We start from the raw sequence: 19,245 nt of genomic DNA on the forward strand, positions 1-19,245 counted from the left end.
TTTAGCCACGAATTACACAAATTTCCACAAATACACATAGTACTTTAGTAGTATAATACCGAAAGGGTAACGGTAACAGGATTTTGTAAATTTTAAAAACGACTTCGTAATTACCCAAGGCAATTCGTGAAAATTTGTGTAACTCGTGGCTAAAAACCTTTTTATAATGAAGCCCCGCAGTGCGGGGTTTTATATTTTTATATCTTTAGCACTCAAAATAGCTATTATGAAAAAGACCCTATCTATTGTTTTTCTTTTTGTTTCAGCCTTTGCTTTTGCACAAACAGGCGAAATGAAATTTTCGGCAAAAGTGGAGAACCGCAGGAATGACTCCCTTATAATAAAGTCGCAGACAGGTATTGTAAAAGTCCTGAAATCGGATGCTAACGGTAATTTTAAAAGCGTATCGTTTGCTGTAAAGCCTGATTTTTACCAAATTACCGATGGTACAGGTGTAGCAGTGTTGTATCTCAGGGAAGGAATCGACCTCTCTATGACAATGGATGCGAAAGATGTCCTGGCAACGGTTGCCTTCAAAGGTACAGGGGAAAGAGAAAACAATACACTGGCGGCGTTCAACAGGGACAATAAAGAGATTGGGCAAAAGCTGGATGGGATTAAAGATCCTGTACTGCTAAACAAAACGATCGATGGGATGCTTGCCGGCATGGAAAAGCGGCTGGAAGACTCGGCGCTCAATAAGGATTTTTACACTATAATCAGCCAGCAGATAAAAACCCAGCGCCAGCAAATAGCAGGGATGATCGAACAGGCAGGTAAGGCCGAAAAAATGGTAGGCAACCCGTCGCCGTCATTTGCTTACGAAAATCATAAAGGAGGTATTACAAAACTCGAAGACCTTAAGGGGAAGTACGTGTATATAGATGTCTGGGCTACATGGTGCGGGCCTTGCAGGGCAGAGATCCCACACCTGCAAAAGATTGAGGAAGATTACCACGGAAAGAAAATAGCTTTCGTTAGCATCTCAATTGATGAGATGAAGAACCATGATAAATGGAAGAAAATGGTAGAGGAGAAGCAAATGGGCGGGATACAGCTTTTTGCCGATAACAACTGGAGTTCTGCATTTGTGCAGGCATTTGGGATAAACTCTATTCCGCGCTTTTTATTGATCGACCCTAACGGAAATGTACTCAATGCTGATGCGCCAAGGCCTTCTGACCCTGCATTAAGAGCAGAATTTGATAAATTGCTTAAAAAGTAAAATTGTTTGAAACTATAGTAAAATCGGTGCTTTGCGCCGATTTTTTTATTTCCCAATGTTAAGTTTTTGTCAATGTTACCAAATTGTTAAGCGAACGTATATTTTGTGTAAACTAATTCGTTATATTTGTGATACAATATGTATAATTAAACACAAAGAACTGATATGAAAAAGATTATGATCGCTGCGGTGCTGTTGTCAGCAGGTGTGTTATCCGCCCAAAACGTAAAGCCAAAACACGAGATACAGGACCAGATGGTAAAATCTACCTACTACTATGATAACGGGCAGGTGAAGCAGGAAGGCTTTTATAAAGACGGCAAACTGCACGGCAGCTGGACAGCATATAATGAAGACGGCACAAAGCAGTCTATAGGAGAATATAACAATGGCATGAAAACCGGTAAATGGCTTTTCTGGGCCGGATCGGTACTGAACGAGGTTGACTATGCAGACAGCAGGGTCGCCGAAGTTAAGAAATGGTCTAAAGATGCAATTGTTTCAACTAAATAAGCTCGTTTTATTTAGTTGCAAAAAAGGCTGTGATCAACTCACAGCCTTTTTTAATTTTGGGTTGCCCCCTTTTTTATTTCTGCGCCCCCACCAGATAATAAACCCGGTAACGGGCAGCGCTGCGGCGACAAGGCTTGCAATAAAAGCAATGATCTTTCCTGTCAGGCCAAAGTATTGCCCGGTATGCAGGCCGTAATTCATTTCCTTCAGCTTCATTCCGGGGCTTTTGTCACCATACATTTGCTGATTAACCAGTGTTCCCGTTGCCGGATGAAAGTAAAGGTTCGACTGGTGATGGTATTCCAGGGCGTTGGGATAGGAGCCGCTCAGCATTGTTGCTTTCGGGCCGCGGTCCCATATAAAATACATGCCTTTTGTGGGGGCAAGTTTCAGGGTTTGTGCAAAGGCCTTATCCATTATTGCATGAGGGTCTTTTTGTGCAAGCGTAGTATCAATAACCAGTTCGGCGCGCTCTTCCGGAAAATCACGGCCCAGGTTGCCGCCATAATACATCGCATCGCCCATCCATTCATAAGTAAAGGTAAGCCCCGTCGCGGCTATCACAAGCGCCACCAGCGCAATGTAAAAACCCGAAATATTATGCCAGTCGTAGTTTACCCGTCGCCATTTCGCACTCCATTTTACCTGCAGCCTGTCCTTCAGGTGCTTCCTCTTTTTAGGCCACCATTGTATGATGCCCGTTATGAGCAGGAATATGAAAATGATTGTTGCCACACCTACGATGTGCTTGCCAATTTCCGGCGGCAGCAGCAGGTACAGGTGTATATGCTCTACAATGTGGAAAAAGTCCTCCTCAAGGTTTTCGGCATGCATGAACTGGCCTGAATAGGGATTGAAATAAATAAAGTATCCGTCTTCACCCTTCACTCCATATACAAACGCCGGACGTGCCTCACCGCCATAGATGACCATAGACTGCACTACGTCAGGATACAGTTCCCGCGCCTTTTTTTGCAGTACCGATGGAGCGATGTAGGGTTTCGCCTCAACGGGAACGGTGCGCCATTCGCGGGTCATGTCCTTTATCTCATCATGAAAGCAATAGATACAGCCCGTAATGCTGACTATAAACACAATGAGCCCGGAGGTGAGCCCGAGCCATTTGTGTATAAAGCGTATTTTCTTTTTAAATCCCATTAAAACTTATAGGTTAGGCTGCCCATAAAGTTGCGCGGCGCCTGTACGTTGATGGTGGTATACCCGTTAAAATACAGCTCATCGGTAATGTTATTGGCCTTAAGCGCTATCCTGTATTTTGGCTTGTCGTAAAACAGCGATGCATTCAATACGGTATAGGAAGGGAGTACAAATTTTTCAGAACCGTTTACATTTCCGTCACCGTCAAAGGTATTACTGTTGTAAATAGCGCTTTCGCTTGCATAGTTCCCACCGAAGCCAATGCCCAGTCCTTCGATAACTGTTGCCGGGAGCTTGTAGCTTATCCAGAAGTTGGCGAGGTTCTGTGGGCCCGCTGTTGTTGGGCGAAGGCCGTTAATGCCTGCGTCAGATTTCGTGTACTTGCTGTCGTTGTAGGCATAGCCTACCAAAATGTTCAGCCCTTTTATTGGCGAAGCGGTAATTTCGGCTTCAAACCCGCTGCTCTCCTGAGAGCCGTCCTGTATGGAGGAATTAGGAATAGATGGGTCGGCCCTTACAATATCGTCTACCTTAATGTTATAATAGCTGATGTTGGCGCCAAGCTTATTGTTAAAAGCATCAAGCTTCACACCCGCTTCAAACTGGTTGGCGTGTTCCGGCTTAAAGGTATTTGTATTAATACCCGGTGCAGAACTGCCTGCATTGCTGTTTACTACATTTTTAAAGCTGTTCTGGTAGTTCCCAAATACAGCTACCTGATCCTGTACTACCTGGTAGACCAATCCGAACTTGGGTGACAATGCATTTTGGGAAAACGCACCGGAAGTCGTGTTGCTTGCAGCATCATAATTGCCCCTGTTTTCAAAGTTGTCGAAACGTAAACCTGCCGAAACAAGCAATTTTGGAGTGATGTTTAATACATCGCTTACATAAAGGCTGTGCGTACTTAGGTTGGTGGTGCTATGAAAAACACTGTTGGAGCTGTCCAGCTGGTTTTGTATGTTCCTTGGGTTAAAGGCATTGTATGTAGGTATTGCCCCTGAATAGTCTATCTCGTCAAATTCCCATCCGCCGCCGGGCAGGTAGGTAATGTCTGTATAGCCCTTCGTCTGGTAAAGGTCGCCGCCTATCACCATACGGTTCCTCAGACTCCCGATAGTAAAGTCGCCGGTAAAGTTTTGCTGGAACTCAATGGCATTCGATGAGCCGCCAAAACCCCAGGCATTGCGCGATACCTTATTATCCGGACGCAGGTAGAACCAAAATCCGGGGCCGTTAGCGGCATTGTTCGCCGATGAAATTACCGACTGCGATGTCCAGCTATCCGATATTTTGTAGGTAACGGTGCCAAAAATATTGCGGCTCCTGGTTTCTGTAATGAAGTTGCCACCAACAAGAGAACGCTTAAAATCAAGGTTTAAGTCGGCAGCGCTGTTGAAGCCAAGGCTGGAAGGCGTGTGCATGTAGTCCAGGTAGATAAGGTTAAGACCGGTAGCATCCTGGTTGAAAAATTCAGCCTCGATGGTTGCTGTAAGCCTGTCACTGAATTTGTAGGTGAACGATGGCGCTACAAAGGTGCTCTTGCTCATCCCGTAGTCCTGGAACGTTTCGGTTGCGGTTGTAGCAGCGTTGAGCCTGAACAATGCGGTTTTGTCCTCATTAAGGGGTGTGTTGACATCTACGGTACCACGGTTAAAGCCAAAGCTTCCCGTTTGGTAGGTTACCTCGCCGCCAAATGTTTCGTAAGGCTTCTTCGTTACGCGGTTTATAAGCCCGCCGTAAGAAGTAAGTACGCTCCCGAAAAGTGTTGCTGAGGGGCCTTTTATCGCTTCAATGGTTTCAATGTTTGCCGCATCATTGTTGGCAATAACGGTTCCGGCAATGCCGTTGCGTACCAGTGCCTGGGTTACAAAACCCCTGGAGGCAAAATACGATCCACCGTCTCCGGCACGCCCTGTAGCGCCCCAAAGCTGGTAGAGGCCCACTACATTTTTAAGTGCGTCGTCCTGGTTGGTAACCAGCTGGTCGGCCATAAGCTCTTTGGTAACCACATTGTATACCTGCGGATTTTCCAGTGATTTCAAAGGCATACGCGATACGGTTGCACTTTCTTTCCTTTTGTAGCGGTTATTCCGTCCATCGATCACTACTTCGTCAAGCTGCTCACGGCTTTCAGTTAGTGTAACGTTTTTGGTAATTGTTTCGCCTGCCGTTACAGTTACCTGCTCTTCTACAGCGGTAATGCCTATGGCAGAGATACGGAGTGTATACGTTCCGGGCTTTATATTTTTAAGCTCAAACTGGCCTTCTGCATTGGTATATGTACCGTGTGAAGTGCCCTTGAGCGCTATAGATATATTTTCTGCAGCAGAGTTGTCGCTAACAGATATTGTGCCGGTTATCCTGCCGCGTTCCTGAGACCATCCTGCGGCAGCTGTTAAAAGTAGGAAACAAAGCAAAAGCTTGTTGATAATGAATTTGTACATGGTGTTACTGTTTTTTGCAGGCACAAAAGTAATAGCCAAAATTATATTGGGCAAAATTATTTTTACTTATTCTAAATAAATTTTAATTTCATGTATTAGATAAATACATTATCTATAGGCTGAATATTAAGTTTATTAAATATAGTCAGGGCAATGGCTTAATTTCATATCTTTATAATTCACTATCATAAAGCTCCTTACATAGTATGAAAATTGCCCTTTTTACCAATGAGTTCCCCCCGAATATATATGGCGGGGCAGGTGTACATATCGATTTTTTAAGTCATGAACTCGCGAAGCTGGCGGATGTAGAGATCCGTTGTTTTGGGAATCAGGATGAACATACTGAATCGATGAACGTTATTGGTATTGAACCGTCATTGAATAAGATGGAAGATCCGGGCAATAACCACATAAAAATGTTCCAAAACCTGAGCCGGAATGTGGAAATGTCGCAGCATACTTTAGAAGCCGATATTATCCATTGCCATACATGGTACACGCACCTTGCAGGTATCTATTCGAGGGAACTGCTCCAGGCACCGCTGATCCTGACAACCCATAGTCTGGAGACGCACCGCCCGTGGAAAATAGAGCAATTGGGGAATGGTTATTTCCTGTCAAGATGGATCGAGCGCCAGGCGTACAATGCAGCTGATGGCGTAATTGCCGTTAGTGAGCAAATGAAGGAAGATGTTGTGGAAGCGTATGGTATCGATCCAAAAAAAGTAACGGTGATCCATAACGGGATCGATCCGGAGTTTTACCAGCCTACATTTGACAACGACCTGCTAAAAAAATACGGGATCGACCCCGAAGTGCCCTTTGTGCTTTTTGTGGGCAGGATAACACGCCAGAAAGGGATATCGCAATTGCTAGAGGCGGCGCATTATTTCAATACAAACTGCCAGATCGTGCTTTGCGCCGGTGCCCCCGACACACCTGAGATTGCTAAGGAAACTGAAGATCTTATCAACATTCTGAAATCACAGCGGGAAGGTGTCATACTCATATCCGAAATGCTCCCCAGGGACAAAGTACGGGTGCTGTACAGCCATGCGCGGGTGTTTGCCTGTCCGTCGCTGTACGAGCCATTTGGCATCATCAACCTCGAAGCGCTGTCATGCGAAACTCCGGTTGTGGGAAGCGCAGTAGGCGGTATCCCCGAAATCCTTACCGAAGGCGAAACAGGTTACCTTATCCCACTGGAGAGCGTATCGAGAACCGACTTTAACCCTATAGACCCGAAAGCATTCCAAAAAGCATTTGCCGGAAAGGTCAATCTGTTACTGGAAGATGAAAACAAGGCAATAGCAATGGGTAAGGCAGGGCGGAAGCGTGTTTTGGAGAAATTCAGTTGGGAGTCTATTGCAAAAACCACTTTTGACTATTATCAGGAAGTCATTTCGAAATTCGAAAAAGAAGAAGCATAAAACGGAGTAAAATAACCACATAGATACATAGATCTTCATAGCATTTTTGAGGATTACATAAGCTACACAATAGCATTGAAGCGATACTTCATGTGATGTCTGCCTATATTAAAAGCCGGTCTGTTTCTTTTGAGACCATTAAAGCTATGTTCCTCTGTAGTTAAATTAAATTTTAAACAGCGTTGAATTTAAAATCGGTAAAAGATGAGTAAAAGTACATTGGCCATCATTCTTGGTGGCGGGCAGGGTTCAAGGTTATTTCCATTGACGCACAGGCGTTCTAAACCGGCTGTCCCTATTGCCGGAAAATACCGGTTGGTAGACATCCCGATCTCCAATTGCATCAACTCGAATATCCACAGGATGTTCGTGCTTACACAGTTCAATTCGGCCTCGCTGAACCAGCACATCAAGAATACATTCCAGTTCGGGCATTTTAGTACTGCTTTTGTCGACATCCTTGCCGCCGAGCAAACACCGGATAACCCTACGTGGTTCCAGGGCACAGCCGATGCGGTACGCCAGTGCATGCAGCATTTCCTGAACCATGAGTTCGATTATGCCCTGATACTTTCCGGAGACCAGTTGTACCAAATGAATTTTAATGAAATGATCGAGGCCCACGAAAAAAGTGGTGCCGGCATCTCTATAGCGACATTACCCGTTACAGCAAAAGAAGCCCCGGAATTCGGGATATTAAAAACGGATGATGAGAGCCTGATTACCTCTTTTATCGAAAAGCCGCACGTTGACCTATTACCTGAATGGGCATCGGAAGTGAGCGACGAATCGAAAGCGGAGGGCAAGCATTATCTGGCCTCTATGGGTATTTATATCTTTAACAGGCAGCTGCTCATCGACCTGATGTCCGATCCAGAACCCAAAGATTTTGGGAAGGAGATCATTCCGCAGGCAATCGGGAAAGAAAAAGTACTGAGCTATCAATATGAGGGTTATTGGACCGATATCGGAAATATTGATTCTTTCTTTGAAGCCAATTTAGGATTGACCGATGATATCCCGAAATTCAATTTATTCGATAATTTATCCAAGATATATACACGTGCGAGGGTCTTGCCACCATCTAAAATAACCGGAGCATCGACCATAGACAAATCTATTATTGCCGAGGGTTGTATTATCGATGGTACGTCCATTGAGCATTCGGTTATCGGCATCCGGAACAGGATTGGAAGGGGCTCCAAAATTTCCAATTCGTATCTGATGGGGAATGACTTTTACCAGAACCTTGACGAAATGACTTACAATTACGAGAACAACATCGTGAACTACGGCATTGGCGAACGCTGTGTTATCAATAATGCGATCGTGGATAAGAACTGCCGCATCGGGAATGATGTTACGCTTAATGGCGGGGCTCATCTTGAGAATGCCAATACGGATGAATATACCATTAAAGACGGGATAATCATAATCAAAAAAGGCTCCATGCTGCCGAATGGCTTTAGTATTTGATACGACATTTCGAAAAGGGAACACGGATGACAATGATTAGCCTGATCTCCACAGATTTTTTTTCAAACTCTTAATTTATTATATCCATCAGCCAACCAATGAAGCTAAAACGCTTTACAAAAATATTTTTCTCCTTACTGTTAGCGTGGTTTTTGATGCATTCTATTTACATTGTAGCAGACGGGCTACAGGATTCGGAGGGGACTGCCGATGCCGCAGTAATACTTGGCACAACGGTTAATGAAGACGGCACGCTATCGGAAAGGCTGCGACAGCGTGTGGCCTGCGGGCTCGGGCTGTACAAGGCCGGGCGCGTAAACCGCATAATTGTAAGCGGAGGTTTTGGCAAGGAGGGCTTTTATGAAGGCGATAAAATGAAGGCGTACCTCGTACAGAACGGAGTACCGTCAAGCAGGATAGTTGTAGATAATCATGGCAACAATACCCGCGCCACTGCCGAAAATGTGCTGAAGCTAAATGATAGCCTCGGCCTTAAAAGCCTTATTGTGGTATCGCAATACTTTCATGTGTCGCGAACGAAAATGCTCCTGAGAAAACAGGGTTTTGAAAACGTGAGTAATGTAAGTCCGCGTTATTTTGAAATCCGCGACTTGTATTCCATATTAAGGGAATTCCCGGCGTATTACACGCAATAAGTGCTTGCCGGATATAGTATTATTTCTCCTGAATGTCTTTCCATATGAGTAAGCACGTCCTGGCTCCCTCTCCTTCGGAGAGGGTTGGGGAGAGGCCAAACAAAAACTCCCGATTGCATTACCAACCGGGAGTTTTTTATAAATGGAGTGTGGATATTTTATAACTGGTGCTTAACGGTAAAGCCGTCTTCGCTAAGTTCTTTGTGTTCATAATCGGCAACCATTTCTTTTTCATAGTCAGTTGGCTTGCCTTTAGAGAACCTCCTGATAAGGCTGTCGAATATCGAATACACCACAGGTACAATAACCAGGGTAAGGAATAGTGAGGAGATAAGCCCCCCGATGATTACCCATGCAAGGCCATTGTTCATCTGTGCTGCACCGCCTTTGGCCAAAGCGATCGGGATCATACCGATAACCATCGCGATCGTCGTCATAAGGATCGGCCTCAAACGGGCGTGGTTGGCCTGTATAAGCGCGTTCACTGTGGTCTCACCTTCTGCCTTCCTGTGGTTGGTAAAGTCGACAAGAAGTATCGCATTCTTACACACCAACCCGATAAGCATAATGATACCCAATATTGTAAATATGTTCAGTGTGTTACCTGTCAGCGCTAAGGCAACAAGCGCCCCGATGAACGACAGCGGTACGGAGAACAGTACCACGAACGGATACACGAAACTGTTATACAAAGCTACCATTACAAGGTAAACCAATAATATAGCTGCAAGGAGCGCGATACCCAGCGTACCGAAACCTTCGCCCTGCATTTCAACGTCGCCGCCCCATACATACTCAACACCGGCCGGGCGTTCCATTTTAGAGAAGATGGCTTCCCAATCGCCGGCAACGTCACCAGCAGGGCGTCCCACGGTTTGTGCCTGCACAGTTACGGATGCACTCTTGTCACGCCTTTCGAGTAATGACGGTCCCGAACCTTCGCTGATAGTAGCAAATTGCGAGAGCTTCACTTCCTCGCCCATAGTGTTTACAAAGGTAAGGTTACGCACATCGTTGATGTTCATACGGTCGAATTCGCCAAAACGGATGTTGATGTCGTACTCATACTGGCCTGCGCGGAATTTACCATCGGTATTACCGTTAAAGGCAGTCTGCATGGTAAGGCCCACGGTTTGCAGGTCAAGCCCAAGGGTTGCCATCTTGTCCCTGTCTACCTGTACGTTTACCTCAGGCGAACCGGATTCCGATGTCAGCTTGATCTCTGTAGATCCTTTTATCTTAGCAAGTTCCGCAGCAGCCTTTTGGGCAAAATCCATGGCGCTTTTCAGGTCGGTACCTGTTATGGTAAGGGCTATCGGCGCTTCGTCGGCACCACCCATTATACTCACCGGCACCGTTTTTATCTTGGCGCCAATAAGTTCTTTCTCCATCTCACGCTTCATTTTTGCGGCATAGACAAAGGAGTTGTCCGCACGTTCCTCCTGGTCTACAAGGGTCACGGTGATCTCTGATTTGTATGCTGTACTCTGTACACCGGCAAAACCTTCGCTGGTCTGGCCTATGGTACTGATGATGCTCTTCACTTCTTTTTTGTCCTGGAGGAATTTCTCTGCCTTTTGGGTCATGAAGTTCGTTTGCTCCAGCGAGGCATCTTTCGGCATTTCGAGCTGTACCATGAACTGGCCCCTGTCGAGTTTCGGGAAGAATTCACCCCCGATAAAGCCTGCGCCAAGCAACGCGATCGATCCCGCGAAAAGCGCTATTACGATCCCAAGGGTGGCAAGTTTGGTACCACGGCTGCGCAGCGACCATTTCAGGATGCCGGTTACCCAGTGCGTAAAGCGGTCAAGGCCTTTTTCGAATCCAAGGATAACCTTGCCGAAAATATTTTTCCCCTCAATATGCTCCAGCTTGCCGTATCGTGATGATAGCCAAGGGATAAGCGTGAAGGATGACAGTAATGATAGTAATGTTGCAATAACAACCACCATACAGAACTGGGTGATGATGTTACTCACAAGGCCCGTACTCATTGCGATAGGGAGGAACACCACCACGATAACAAGTGTGATCGCTGATACGGTAAACCCGATCTCTGCGGTACCTTCATAGGCGGCACGTACGCGGTTCTTGCCCATCTCCATGTGGCGGTAGATGTTCTCAAGTACCACGATGGCATCATCCACAAGGATACCTACCACGAGCGACAGACCCAAAAGGCTCATCAGGTTCAGGGTATAGCCCAGGAGGTATACACCAATGAACGTCGCGATAAGCGATGCCGGGATAGATACCATTACGATAAGGGCATTCCTTATACTGTGAAGGAAGAACAGCATCACGAATGCTACAAGGAATATGGCTATGAACAAGTCATGGATAACCGCATCTGCCGCAACCAGGGTAAATTCCGAGGTGTCGTTTGCCACTTCGAGCTTCAAGCCGTCTTTTGCGTAGTTCTTTTCGATAGTCGAAATAATAGCACGAACATCTTCGCTCACCTGTACGGCATTGGCTTCGGTCTGTTTCGTGATCTGTAGTGCAATGGCGCTCCTTTGGTCAAGGCGCGCGATTTTGTCGGCTTCTTTTTGGCTGTCCTGCACATCGGCTATCTGGCCAAGGCGTATTTGTATGCCGTTTTTAGACGATACTACAAGGTTACGCATTTCCTCTACTGTACGGTATTTACCCGCAAGGCGCACCAGCATGCTGCTTTCGCGCGTTTTCACGCTACCGGTAGGAAAGTCGAGGTTACTGCCCAGCACTGCCTGCTGCACCGCAGGGATAGAGAGGCCGTAGCCTTTCAGCTTTTCCTCGTCAAGGTTTACCTGTATTTCCCTTTCCTGGCCACCCACAAGGGTTACCTGTGCCACACCCGGAACACGGGCCAATAGCGGCTCGATCTTTTTGTCCAATAGGTCATAAAACGCTACTTCATCCATTTTGGAGGTTGCGCCTAATGTTATAACCGGAAGGTCGCTCAGGGAGAACTTTACCAGTGCAGGAGGATCGGCATCTTCAGGTAAGTCTTTTTCGATGGCGTTTATTTTACGTTGCGCATCGTTAAGGGAGTAGTCAGCATCGGCTTCAGGCTCCAGCGTTACCATTACCAGCGAAAGGCTTTCGTAGGATTTGGATTCTACCTTTTTTACAAGCTCCAGCGACGACACCGCGTCTTCTATCTTTTTGGTCACCGTATTCTCCACCTCGCCCGGCGAAGCGCCCGGATACACGGTAGAGATAGTTACCACGTTCATCTCGAATTTCGGGATAAGCTCATAGCTCAGGCTGCTGTAGCTAAAGATACCGCCGAGGGTAAGTATTATGAACAACACTATAATAAGCGTTGGCCGTTTTATGGATATTTCTGCTAATTTCATTTTCTTTAGTTTAAAGTTTAAGGTTTAAAAGTTTAAAGTTCTTTGAGAACCCAACATCTTAAACTTCTTATTTTACAGCCGTTACTTTAGTACCGTCCTGCAGGTTAATCTGGCCGCTGGTCACTACCACGTCGCCTTCTTTGAGGCCTTCAAGCACTTCCACCACTTCACCGTAAATACGGCCTGAAGTTACTTTTGTAAGCTTGGCAACGTCGCCATTCACTACAAATACCTGGTTGTTACCCACACCGCCAATAAATGCATTGCGCGGTATAGTAGTGATCGCCTGCTGCGATTTGCCTTCGCCAAATACAACCGAACCGTACATACCTGCCTTCAGCTCGTTTCCGGGATTGTTGGCAATTTCTATTTCTACAGGGAAGTTAAGCGATGCATCAGCCTTAGGCGCGATGAACGTTACTTTACCCTTAAATTCCTTATCAGGGAAAACACTTGCCTTAACAGTAACCAAGGTACCGGTTTTCAATGTAGAAACCTGCTGCTCGTTTACAGTCACTTTCAGCTTCAGCTTAGAAACATCTACCAGTTCGAACAATACCGTACCCGGTGTAACTACCGTTCCCGGCTCAACGCTGCGTTTGTTCACGATACCGTTAATGCTCGACTTGATGTTCGCATCGCCAAGGGTTATCCTCGCCTGGTCCATCCTTGCCTTAGCATTTACCAATGCCAGTTTTGCCTGGTCCAGCTGCTGCTTGGTTACACCACCTGTTTTGAAGGCATTCTCATAGCGCTGGCTGTCGGTTATGGCATTCTGGTAAGCTGCCTGTGCATTTTGCAGTTCGATGTTCAGCTGGTCGCCTTTTATTACGGCAAGCACCTGCCCTTTGCGCACCACGTCGCCCTCATCAACAAGTACGCGAACTACACGGCCATTGTTTTCAGCAGGGAATTCCAATTGCTGGAACGGCTCGAAAGTACCATTGGAAACGTAATCTGTATTCGGGACTTCTTTCTTTACTACGGCAGTCCTTACCATTACGGCAGTATTTTTTTCAGAAACCACAGCCGTCTCCGCTTCGGTCTTCTCTTTGTTTTTCATCAGTATGTATGCGCCAAGCCCTAATACTGCGATACCTATTACTATATATATTACCTTTTTCATTATAATTAGTTTGTTAATGTTCTTAATTCGCCTTTAGATTTGATGAGCTGTATTTCTGCAAGCTTGAAGTCGAGCAGGGCAGAGGTATAATTGTTTTGTGCTTCTATATAAGAGTTTTCAGCATCGAGCAGGTCGGTTAGTGTTGCAAGGCCATTCTGGTAATTGTTCTGGGTGTTGTCAAGTACTTCCTGTGCCAGCTTTGCATTTTCCCTTTGGTTGTCGATGGTAATGATGCTGTTGTTTATCTGCGTTTTTGCATTTTCAAATGCAAGGTCGAGCGACAGCTTCGTATCTTTCAGGTCTTCTTCAATATTTTTCAGGTCGATGGTTGCCTGCCTTACACGGGAACGGGTACCGAAACCATTAAAAATAGGCACTTTAAGATTAACCCCTATAGATGAATAATCAGACCAGTATACCCCATCAGAAGGCTTAGCAAACAACGGGAGCTGGGATCCCTGCCCAATATAGTTATAGCCCGCAGTTAATGACAGCGAAGGGTAATATTCGGCTATTATGGATTTTTTCTGGTAAAACAGCAGCTGTTCCTGTTTTTTAAGCACCTGGTATTCGCTGCGTATTGTTGTGTCCGGGCTGTCGTTCAATGCAATCGGTGTCACGGTAAATTCAGTTTCAGGAAGCGTTATAGGCGTTTCTATCGGCATGCCCATGTAGAATTTCAGGGCATTTTCCTGTAGCTGTACCGCGTTGATAAGCTGCTGGCGCTGCGTGTTGATGTTGGAGAGGTTCACATTCATCCTGTCCAGGTCGATCTTTCTTGCAAGGCCGTTGTCAAACTGCCCCTTTATGATATCCCTTACCTTGGTGGTGTTCCTGTAGGTACTGTCTATAATGGCAAGCTGCTGGCGCTGTACGTATACCTGGTAGTAGTTGTTAGCAACGCGCTCTATTACCTGCTCTTCGGTAAGCTGTGCGTTTACCTGATAGAATTCGCGTGTGCTGCGTGCTGCTTTAAGTCCCGTGAATACCGACATGTCAAAGATTGCCTGGTTAAGGTTAACGCCTGCACTTGATACCCATTTTTGCCCCAATGGCGCCAGTATTGTTGTGCCCGGTGCGCCAAAAAAGTCGCCCGGAAGCGCATTAAGCTGCAATATCGGATTGTAGGTAGTGTTTCCGCTTGCCGAGATAGTCGGTAGCGCCCTTGCACGAACTTCCTGTATCTGGTATTCGCTGTTTTCTACCGATAGTTTTGCCTTTTTGGCATCTGCCTTGTTCTCCAGGGCATAGTTTATGGCATCTTTCAGCGTAAGCTCCTGCGGCTTTACCTGAGCCTGCGTGGAGATAGTTGCCAGAAGAACCATTAGAAAAGCCCATCCTTTCTGTGGAAAACTTTTCAGTTCATTGATGATCTTCATTTATTGAATGTATTAATTGATTTGATGTATTAATGGTTATTTTATAAAAAGTGTTTTCATAATTACTTCCTTGCGCTCCTCAAGGATGATGTCAAATTCTTCCGGCGTAAAGCTCATTGTTTCCTGTAGCAGCGGCCTCATAGCAGCGGGGAAAGACATCAGCGAAATGAAATTGAGAGCAAACTGCTGTGGCCTCATTTTGTGTATTGTGCCTTTTTCCATTTCTTCTTCTATCTCCCTGTAAAAATCTTTCAGGAGGCCTTCCATATTGTCATGGTTTTTAATATTGCATCCCTGGTTTACCTGTGTAACCATATAAATTTCCAGATAAGGATATTTCTGCGACTGCTCAAAGGCTACATCCAGGTGGCGTTCTATTTTTTCCTTAAAGGGTATCCCTGAGTAAAATATCTGCTCCATTAGCTCATGCTCCTGCTTGTGGGCCTCTTCAAATACCTGCTCGAATAATTTGTCTCTCGACCTGAAATAGTAATTTATCAGTGTCCTGTTCACTCCTGCAGCATCGGCTATCTCCTGTGTGGTCGCATTAAAGCGCCCTTCGGCGAAGAAGACTCTCAGCGCAGTATCTTTTATCAATTTCTCTGTATCCTGATCGGTTACTTTTGCTGACATATTTGTTTAACTATTTTGTTTGACATTTTTGTCAATGCAAATTTAGCTTGTTTTTTATATTTACAAATGTTAAAATAATGTTAAAACTATTTAATAAATTTTTCCAGTATTTCCAGTCCCTTCGGAGTTACGATGGCACGTAAATGATATTCGAGGTACTGTTTTGTTACATCATCCACATCAAAAATATCAGATGGGAATATGTCAGCGTCTTTAATGCCTGTCAGTCCGGTAAAATAAATCCGCGATATAAAATTTATATTGATCTCCGGCCTGTAAATGCCATTGTCCAGACCTTTTTGAAGATTCTCTACCATACAGCCGTTCATTTTTTCAAATTGTTTTGTACGGAGGCAGGAAAATACCTTTGGAAAAAACTTTTGCAGCTGGTAAAACGGCGATGCGGTTTCATTGTTTAGGTGCTGCTTCATAAAGCTCCTTATAATGAATATCTCCTCAATCGAATTCTTATCCATTTCCCTTATAGTATCAATGCCCTGCGATATAGTCCCGAACAGGTGCATGGTGCTGGCTTCCACCAGGTCATTTTTATTGCTGTAATGCTGGTAAATCGTTTTTTTGGATATACCCAGCTCATTGGCAATGTCATCCATGGTAACGCTCTTGAAACCCAGCGTAAGGAACATATCAGTTGCTTTACTTAAAATCGTCTCTTTCATTCTGTCCTCTAAAATTTGGGTCAAAGGTAGAGTAGGAAACTTTTAAAACCTAAAAAGTTTCCAAAGTTTTTTATTTTATTTAACGATTGTTCTATTTCAAACGATTGAAAAACAGCTGCGAAGACAAATTGATGCCCGTAATGATATTATCATCGTAATATAGGATCAGTGAAAATTTGTGTAATTCGTAGCTAAAATTTTTATCAGGAATGTCGAAAGCAGTACCTTAGCAAAAAAAATAGTTACATGCATCCGATAGGGCATTACCAGCAAATCATTTCCGATTATTTCGCAACCACTTCCTTAGAGAAAGAACCCATAAACCTGTACCGTCCCATACAATATATAGTATCGTTGGGGGGCAAGCGCATGCGGCCTGTGCTCACGCTGATGGCTGCTGAGGTCTTTGATGCCGACTGCCGGGAAGCCCTTCCTGCTGCAATAGCGGTCGAGATATTCCACAACTTCTCGCTTGTGCACGATGATATTATGGATGATGCGCCACTGCGCCGCGGCCACCAGACGGTACACGAAAAGTGGGACCTCAACACAGGTATCCTTTCCGGTGACGCGATGCTGATATTAGCCTACCGCCATTTTGAAGAATATGAGCCACAGGTCTTCCGCTCACTGGCAAAATTGTTCAGCAAAACCGCGCTGGAAGTCTGTGAGGGACAGCAATGGGATGTTGATTTTGAGCAGCGTGATGATGTTACCCTGCCGGAGTACCTGAAAATGATAGAATATAAAACTGCCGTGCTCGTAGCCGCTGCCATGAAAATGGGGGCTATTGTAGCGCAAACTTCGCAGGAGAACTGTGACCTTATTTATGACTTCGGACTCAATCTCGGGATCGCGTTCCAGTTGCAGGACGATTACCTCGATGCTTTTGGCGATCCGGAAACGTTCGGCAAGCAGGTGGGCGGCGATATCATTGAGAACAAAAAAACCTACCTGTACCTGAAAGCGCTGGAACAGGCTAATGCTTATGAAAAGGAAAACCTGCTGCAATGGTTTGCCCTACATCCGGAAGACCATAGCGACAAGATTGTTGCGGTAAAAAACATTTTCAGGCATACAGGGGCCGATACTACGACCAAACAGGCTATTGAGGAATATACCCTCAAAGCTTTTGATACTTTGGAAAAAATGGATATCAGCATAGAAAAAAAACAGATGCTGCGGGCGTTTGGCAAAAACCTGATGGGTAGGAATGCTTAAAACGCTTACTGCGATAGCGCTTCCCGGGCCTGTTTACGAAAGCCCAAAACTGAAAACCATGCAGCTTTGGCTGGCGTTTTCATTCTTTCTATTTATCGTTGCCGGGCTGGGCATAGATTCGGTTCAGTTTATGGGGGCGTATTTTGATGGCCGGCAGGTTGCTAATGTACTGTTTATTGCGTATTTCTTACTCCTTTTTAATTCGGTAGGCAGGAAACTGCAAAGACTGATGTTCGTCATGGTGCCGCTGTCCTATCTTGGAGAGCTGTTGTGTTCCGACGCTTTAGGGATGTACAATTATAAAGGGGATGCCATACCCCTATATGTTCCTTTTGGGCATGCATTGGTATATGCGTCCGGATACATTTTGGCAAAGGCTGCGCTGACACAAAAGAACGCCACACATTTGAGCATTATATTTCCGGCTATTTTTATAATAATCTTCATTGGGGCATTAGCAATCGCGGGCGATGTGTTCTCTCTGATATTCGGGATTTTCTTTTTTTTAGTACTTAGGCGAAAAAAATGGGATCCCCTGTATTACTGGATTGCCCTTTACTGCGTTTTTATAGAATTTACAGGTACAGCCTTTGGCTGTTGGGTATGGAAGCCCATTATATTTGGTATCCTCCCGGCTGCCAACCCGCCTGTAGGGTCCTTATTTATTTATACTGGTGGAGACGTAATCCTTGCTAAAATTTTGTTTCTTTGGGATAAAAGGAAACGGGCTAATAAAACATAATAATGACATTTACCTCACCGCAAAACACCGACCTGCTCCTCAGCGAAGCGCAAAAGGAACAACTGTACATCAAGCTGGTCGAGCAGCTTAATAAGGACTTTGCCCTCGCCAATGAAACGATCGACCTGCCTATGGACACTTCGCCCATACAGCTTAAGCTAAGCATACATGAAAAAATATACAGCCTGATCCAGCACAAATTCGCCGAATACCTTAACCTCCTATACATCATTGATGTTCCTGAAAAAGACATAAAATCACTCGACGGCTCCGACCTTGTAGAACTATCCGAACAGGTTGCTTTTTTGGTATTGAAAAGGGAATGGCAGAAGGTATGGTTCAGGAATAGGTATTGATGGTAAAAAGATTTTTAGTCACCACCAATCCACACGTTCCCTCTTTTAAAGGAATAAAACTCGGTAATATCACCTATAGGTTCTTCATAAATAGTTGTACGGTGCGGTTTCTTCAGCATCTGCTTTAAAAACTGCCTTGATGCATTAAAGTCATCAAGGGAAGCGTAGTCTCCGGGTTCACCTACAAAATTAGTATGGTGTTCTTCTTCGATATTGTGCTCCCATTCCATGGCTTCGATTTTAAATCGTGCGCTTCCATACGGTTCAGTTTTTAAAACTGCGTTATTCTCAGCTTCTAAAAAAGTATTGTCATATTTATGAAGCTTATCTCTTATAGCGCATACAACTTCTGATTTACTGAAGTTTGGCTCGTAAAGCCATATTTTTAAGTAATAGGGTTCGCCCATTTTGTCAAGTTGCATCTTCCAGTTTTCATAAATATCAAAAAGTCCGTTAAGCATAGCCTCCCTTGTTTTTCCTCTTGGTTCAGGAACGTGGCTATTGCCTGTTGTAAATCCGTTCCACGGATATATCCTTATTTTAGCATAATGATCTTGCCATTTATATAATATCTCATTCAGGTTTGTTGAAAGATGGAACTGCTTCCAGTATTCTATTTGCTTGAGGCGCCTTTTATGCCCGCGTATCTTTTTCGTCTTCTGCATTCTTAAATTAAAATAAGCCTGTAAAGGCATGAGTACATTCTTAAACTATTATTTAAAACCTACAAGGTTCTAAAAACATAAGTGTTCGGAAGACTTTAAACCATATTAGATAGTGGTATTTTGCTTGGATCTCCATCGCAGATTACCACTATTTCTTTTATTATTTCCATATTTAATTCTTCCACGAACTCGTA

16 protein-coding genes are annotated in these 19,245 nt (G+C 44.8%); 8 read left to right on the forward strand and 8 right to left on the reverse strand.

Annotated features, from left to right (window positions below; translation table 11 throughout):
- Positions 1 to 226 precede the first annotated feature (226 nt).
- Complete coding sequence (locus AAEO56_RS18240) at positions 227 to 1,225, forward strand: TlpA family protein disulfide reductase (protein WP_341698514.1); 999 nt, start codon at positions 227 to 229, stop codon at positions 1,223 to 1,225.
- A gap of 165 nt (positions 1,226 to 1,390) precedes the next feature.
- Positions 1,391 to 1,738 (forward strand): toxin-antitoxin system YwqK family antitoxin, encoded by a 348-nt coding sequence (locus AAEO56_RS18245; protein ID WP_341698515.1) that lies wholly within the window; start codon positions 1,391 to 1,393, stop codon positions 1,736 to 1,738.
- 33 nt (positions 1,739 to 1,771) lie between these two features.
- On the opposite strand, the gene AAEO56_RS18250 is transcribed toward AAEO56_RS18245, so the two are convergent.
- A complete protein-coding gene (locus tag AAEO56_RS18250; RefSeq protein WP_341698516.1) occupies positions 1,772 to 2,896 on the reverse strand; it encodes a PepSY-associated TM helix domain-containing protein in 1,125 nt (374 codons plus the stop codon).
- Complete coding sequence (locus AAEO56_RS18255; protein WP_341698517.1) at positions 2,896 to 5,343, reverse strand: TonB-dependent receptor; 2,448 nt, start codon at positions 5,341 to 5,343, stop codon at positions 2,896 to 2,898. Before AAEO56_RS18255 ends, AAEO56_RS18250 begins: the two co-directional genes overlap by 1 nt.
- 206 nt (positions 5,344 to 5,549) lie before the next feature.
- On the opposite strand from AAEO56_RS18255, the gene glgA reads away from it, so the two are divergent.
- The 3 genes from glgA (at position 5,550) to AAEO56_RS18270 (ending at position 8,908) form a co-directional block, all read left to right on the forward strand.
- The gene (glgA, locus tag AAEO56_RS18260; RefSeq protein WP_341698518.1) at positions 5,550 to 6,776 is read left to right on the forward strand and encodes a glycogen synthase; all 1,227 of its coding nucleotides are present in this window, start codon (positions 5,550 to 5,552) and stop codon (positions 6,774 to 6,776) included.
- A gap of 204 nt (positions 6,777 to 6,980) precedes the next feature.
- Positions 6,981 to 8,252: a glucose-1-phosphate adenylyltransferase gene (locus AAEO56_RS18265; protein WP_341698519.1), complete on the forward strand. Its 1,272-nt coding sequence runs from the start codon at positions 6,981 to 6,983 to the stop codon at positions 8,250 to 8,252.
- Positions 8,253 to 8,350: 98 nt separating this feature from the next.
- Entirely contained in the window at positions 8,351 to 8,908 is a 558-nt protein-coding gene (locus tag AAEO56_RS18270) for a YdcF family protein (protein ID WP_341698520.1), read from the forward strand.
- 158 nt (positions 8,909 to 9,066) lie between these two features.
- On the opposite strand, the gene AAEO56_RS18275 is transcribed toward AAEO56_RS18270, so the two are convergent.
- The 5 genes from AAEO56_RS18275 to AAEO56_RS18295 all read right to left on the reverse strand — a co-directional run bounded on the left by AAEO56_RS18275 (position 9,067) and on the right by AAEO56_RS18295 (position 16,067).
- On the reverse strand, positions 9,067 to 12,249 hold the full coding sequence (locus AAEO56_RS18275) for an efflux RND transporter permease subunit (protein WP_341698521.1): 3,183 nt from the start codon (positions 12,247 to 12,249) through the stop codon (positions 9,067 to 9,069).
- 67 nt (positions 12,250 to 12,316) lie between these two features.
- Positions 12,317 to 13,375 (reverse strand): efflux RND transporter periplasmic adaptor subunit, encoded by a 1,059-nt coding sequence (locus tag AAEO56_RS18280; RefSeq protein WP_341698522.1) that lies wholly within the window; start codon positions 13,373 to 13,375, stop codon positions 12,317 to 12,319.
- 5 nt (positions 13,376 to 13,380) lie between these two features.
- The gene (locus AAEO56_RS18285) at positions 13,381 to 14,754 is read right to left on the reverse strand and encodes a TolC family protein (protein WP_407934969.1); all 1,374 of its coding nucleotides are present in this window, start codon (positions 14,752 to 14,754) and stop codon (positions 13,381 to 13,383) included.
- A 36-nt stretch (positions 14,755 to 14,790) separates the two neighbouring features.
- Positions 14,791 to 15,387, reverse strand: coding sequence for a TetR/AcrR family transcriptional regulator (locus tag AAEO56_RS18290; protein ID WP_341698523.1), 597 nt, complete (start codon positions 15,385 to 15,387; stop codon positions 14,791 to 14,793).
- Between the two features lie 86 nt (positions 15,388 to 15,473).
- Entirely contained in the window at positions 15,474 to 16,067 is a 594-nt protein-coding gene (locus tag AAEO56_RS18295) for a TetR/AcrR family transcriptional regulator (protein ID WP_341698524.1), read from the reverse strand.
- Between the two features lie 246 nt (positions 16,068 to 16,313).
- Here AAEO56_RS18295 and AAEO56_RS18300 point away from each other — a divergent pair, with 246 nt between their 5' ends.
- The 3 genes from AAEO56_RS18300 to AAEO56_RS18310 are packed head-to-tail and all read left to right on the forward strand — an operon-like array spanning position 16,314 to position 18,386.
- Positions 16,314 to 17,288, forward strand: coding sequence for a polyprenyl synthetase family protein (locus AAEO56_RS18300; RefSeq protein ID WP_341698525.1), 975 nt, complete (start codon positions 16,314 to 16,316; stop codon positions 17,286 to 17,288).
- Positions 17,281 to 18,030: a hypothetical protein gene (locus AAEO56_RS18305; protein WP_341698526.1), complete on the forward strand. Its 750-nt coding sequence runs from the start codon at positions 17,281 to 17,283 to the stop codon at positions 18,028 to 18,030. Before AAEO56_RS18300 ends, AAEO56_RS18305 begins: the two co-directional genes overlap by 8 nt.
- Before the next feature lie 2 nt (positions 18,031 to 18,032).
- On the forward strand, positions 18,033 to 18,386 hold the full coding sequence (locus AAEO56_RS18310) for a hypothetical protein (protein ID WP_341698527.1): 354 nt from the start codon (positions 18,033 to 18,035) through the stop codon (positions 18,384 to 18,386).
- Between the two features lie 14 nt (positions 18,387 to 18,400).
- Here AAEO56_RS18310 and AAEO56_RS18315 read toward each other — a convergent pair whose 3' ends face one another.
- Positions 18,401 to 19,051, reverse strand: a complete 651-nt coding sequence (locus tag AAEO56_RS18315) for a hypothetical protein (RefSeq protein WP_341698528.1) — start codon at positions 19,049 to 19,051, stop codon at positions 18,401 to 18,403.
- Positions 19,052 to 19,245: the final 194 nt, after the last annotated feature.

It is taken from the genome of Flavobacterium arundinis, assembly GCF_038289855.1.
GTDB lineage: Bacteria > Bacteroidota > Bacteroidia > Flavobacteriales > Flavobacteriaceae > Flavobacterium > Flavobacterium arundinis.

Excerpts from the sequence above, each read along its gene's own strand:
- AAEO56_RS18290 (WP_341698523.1), bottom strand. The coding sequence starts at position 15,387 with ATGTCAGCAAAAGTAACCGATCAGGATACAGAGAAATTGATAAAAGAT.
- AAEO56_RS18285 (WP_407934969.1), bottom strand. The coding sequence starts at position 14,754 with ATGAAGATCATCAATGAACTGAAAAGTTTTCCACAGAAAGGATGGGCT.
- AAEO56_RS18245 (WP_341698515.1), top strand. The coding sequence starts at position 1,391 with ATGAAAAAGATTATGATCGCTGCGGTGCTGTTGTCAGCAGGTGTGTTA.
- AAEO56_RS18250 (WP_341698516.1), bottom strand. The coding sequence starts at position 2,896 with ATGGGATTTAAAAAGAAAATACGCTTTATACACAAATGGCTCGGGCTC.
- AAEO56_RS18270 (WP_341698520.1), top strand. The coding sequence starts at position 8,351 with ATGAAGCTAAAACGCTTTACAAAAATATTTTTCTCCTTACTGTTAGCG.
- AAEO56_RS18275 (WP_341698521.1), bottom strand. The coding sequence starts at position 12,249 with ATGAAATTAGCAGAAATATCCATAAAACGGCCAACGCTTATTATAGTG.
- AAEO56_RS18295 (WP_341698524.1), bottom strand. The coding sequence starts at position 16,067 with ATGAAAGAGACGATTTTAAGTAAAGCAACTGATATGTTCCTTACGCTG.
- AAEO56_RS18300 (WP_341698525.1), top strand. The coding sequence starts at position 16,314 with ATGCATCCGATAGGGCATTACCAGCAAATCATTTCCGATTATTTCGCA.
- AAEO56_RS18305 (WP_341698526.1), top strand. The coding sequence starts at position 17,281 with ATGCTTAAAACGCTTACTGCGATAGCGCTTCCCGGGCCTGTTTACGAA.
- glgA (WP_341698518.1), top strand. The coding sequence starts at position 5,550 with ATGAAAATTGCCCTTTTTACCAATGAGTTCCCCCCGAATATATATGGC.
- AAEO56_RS18315 (WP_341698528.1), bottom strand. The coding sequence starts at position 19,051 with ATGCAGAAGACGAAAAAGATACGCGGGCATAAAAGGCGCCTCAAGCAA.
- AAEO56_RS18280 (WP_341698522.1), bottom strand. The coding sequence starts at position 13,375 with ATGAAAAAGGTAATATATATAGTAATAGGTATCGCAGTATTAGGGCTT.
- AAEO56_RS18240 (WP_341698514.1), top strand. The coding sequence starts at position 227 with ATGAAAAAGACCCTATCTATTGTTTTTCTTTTTGTTTCAGCCTTTGCT.
- AAEO56_RS18310 (WP_341698527.1), top strand. The coding sequence starts at position 18,033 with ATGACATTTACCTCACCGCAAAACACCGACCTGCTCCTCAGCGAAGCG.
- AAEO56_RS18265 (WP_341698519.1), top strand. The coding sequence starts at position 6,981 with ATGAGTAAAAGTACATTGGCCATCATTCTTGGTGGCGGGCAGGGTTCA.
- AAEO56_RS18255 (WP_341698517.1), bottom strand. The coding sequence starts at position 5,343 with ATGTACAAATTCATTATCAACAAGCTTTTGCTTTGTTTCCTACTTTTA.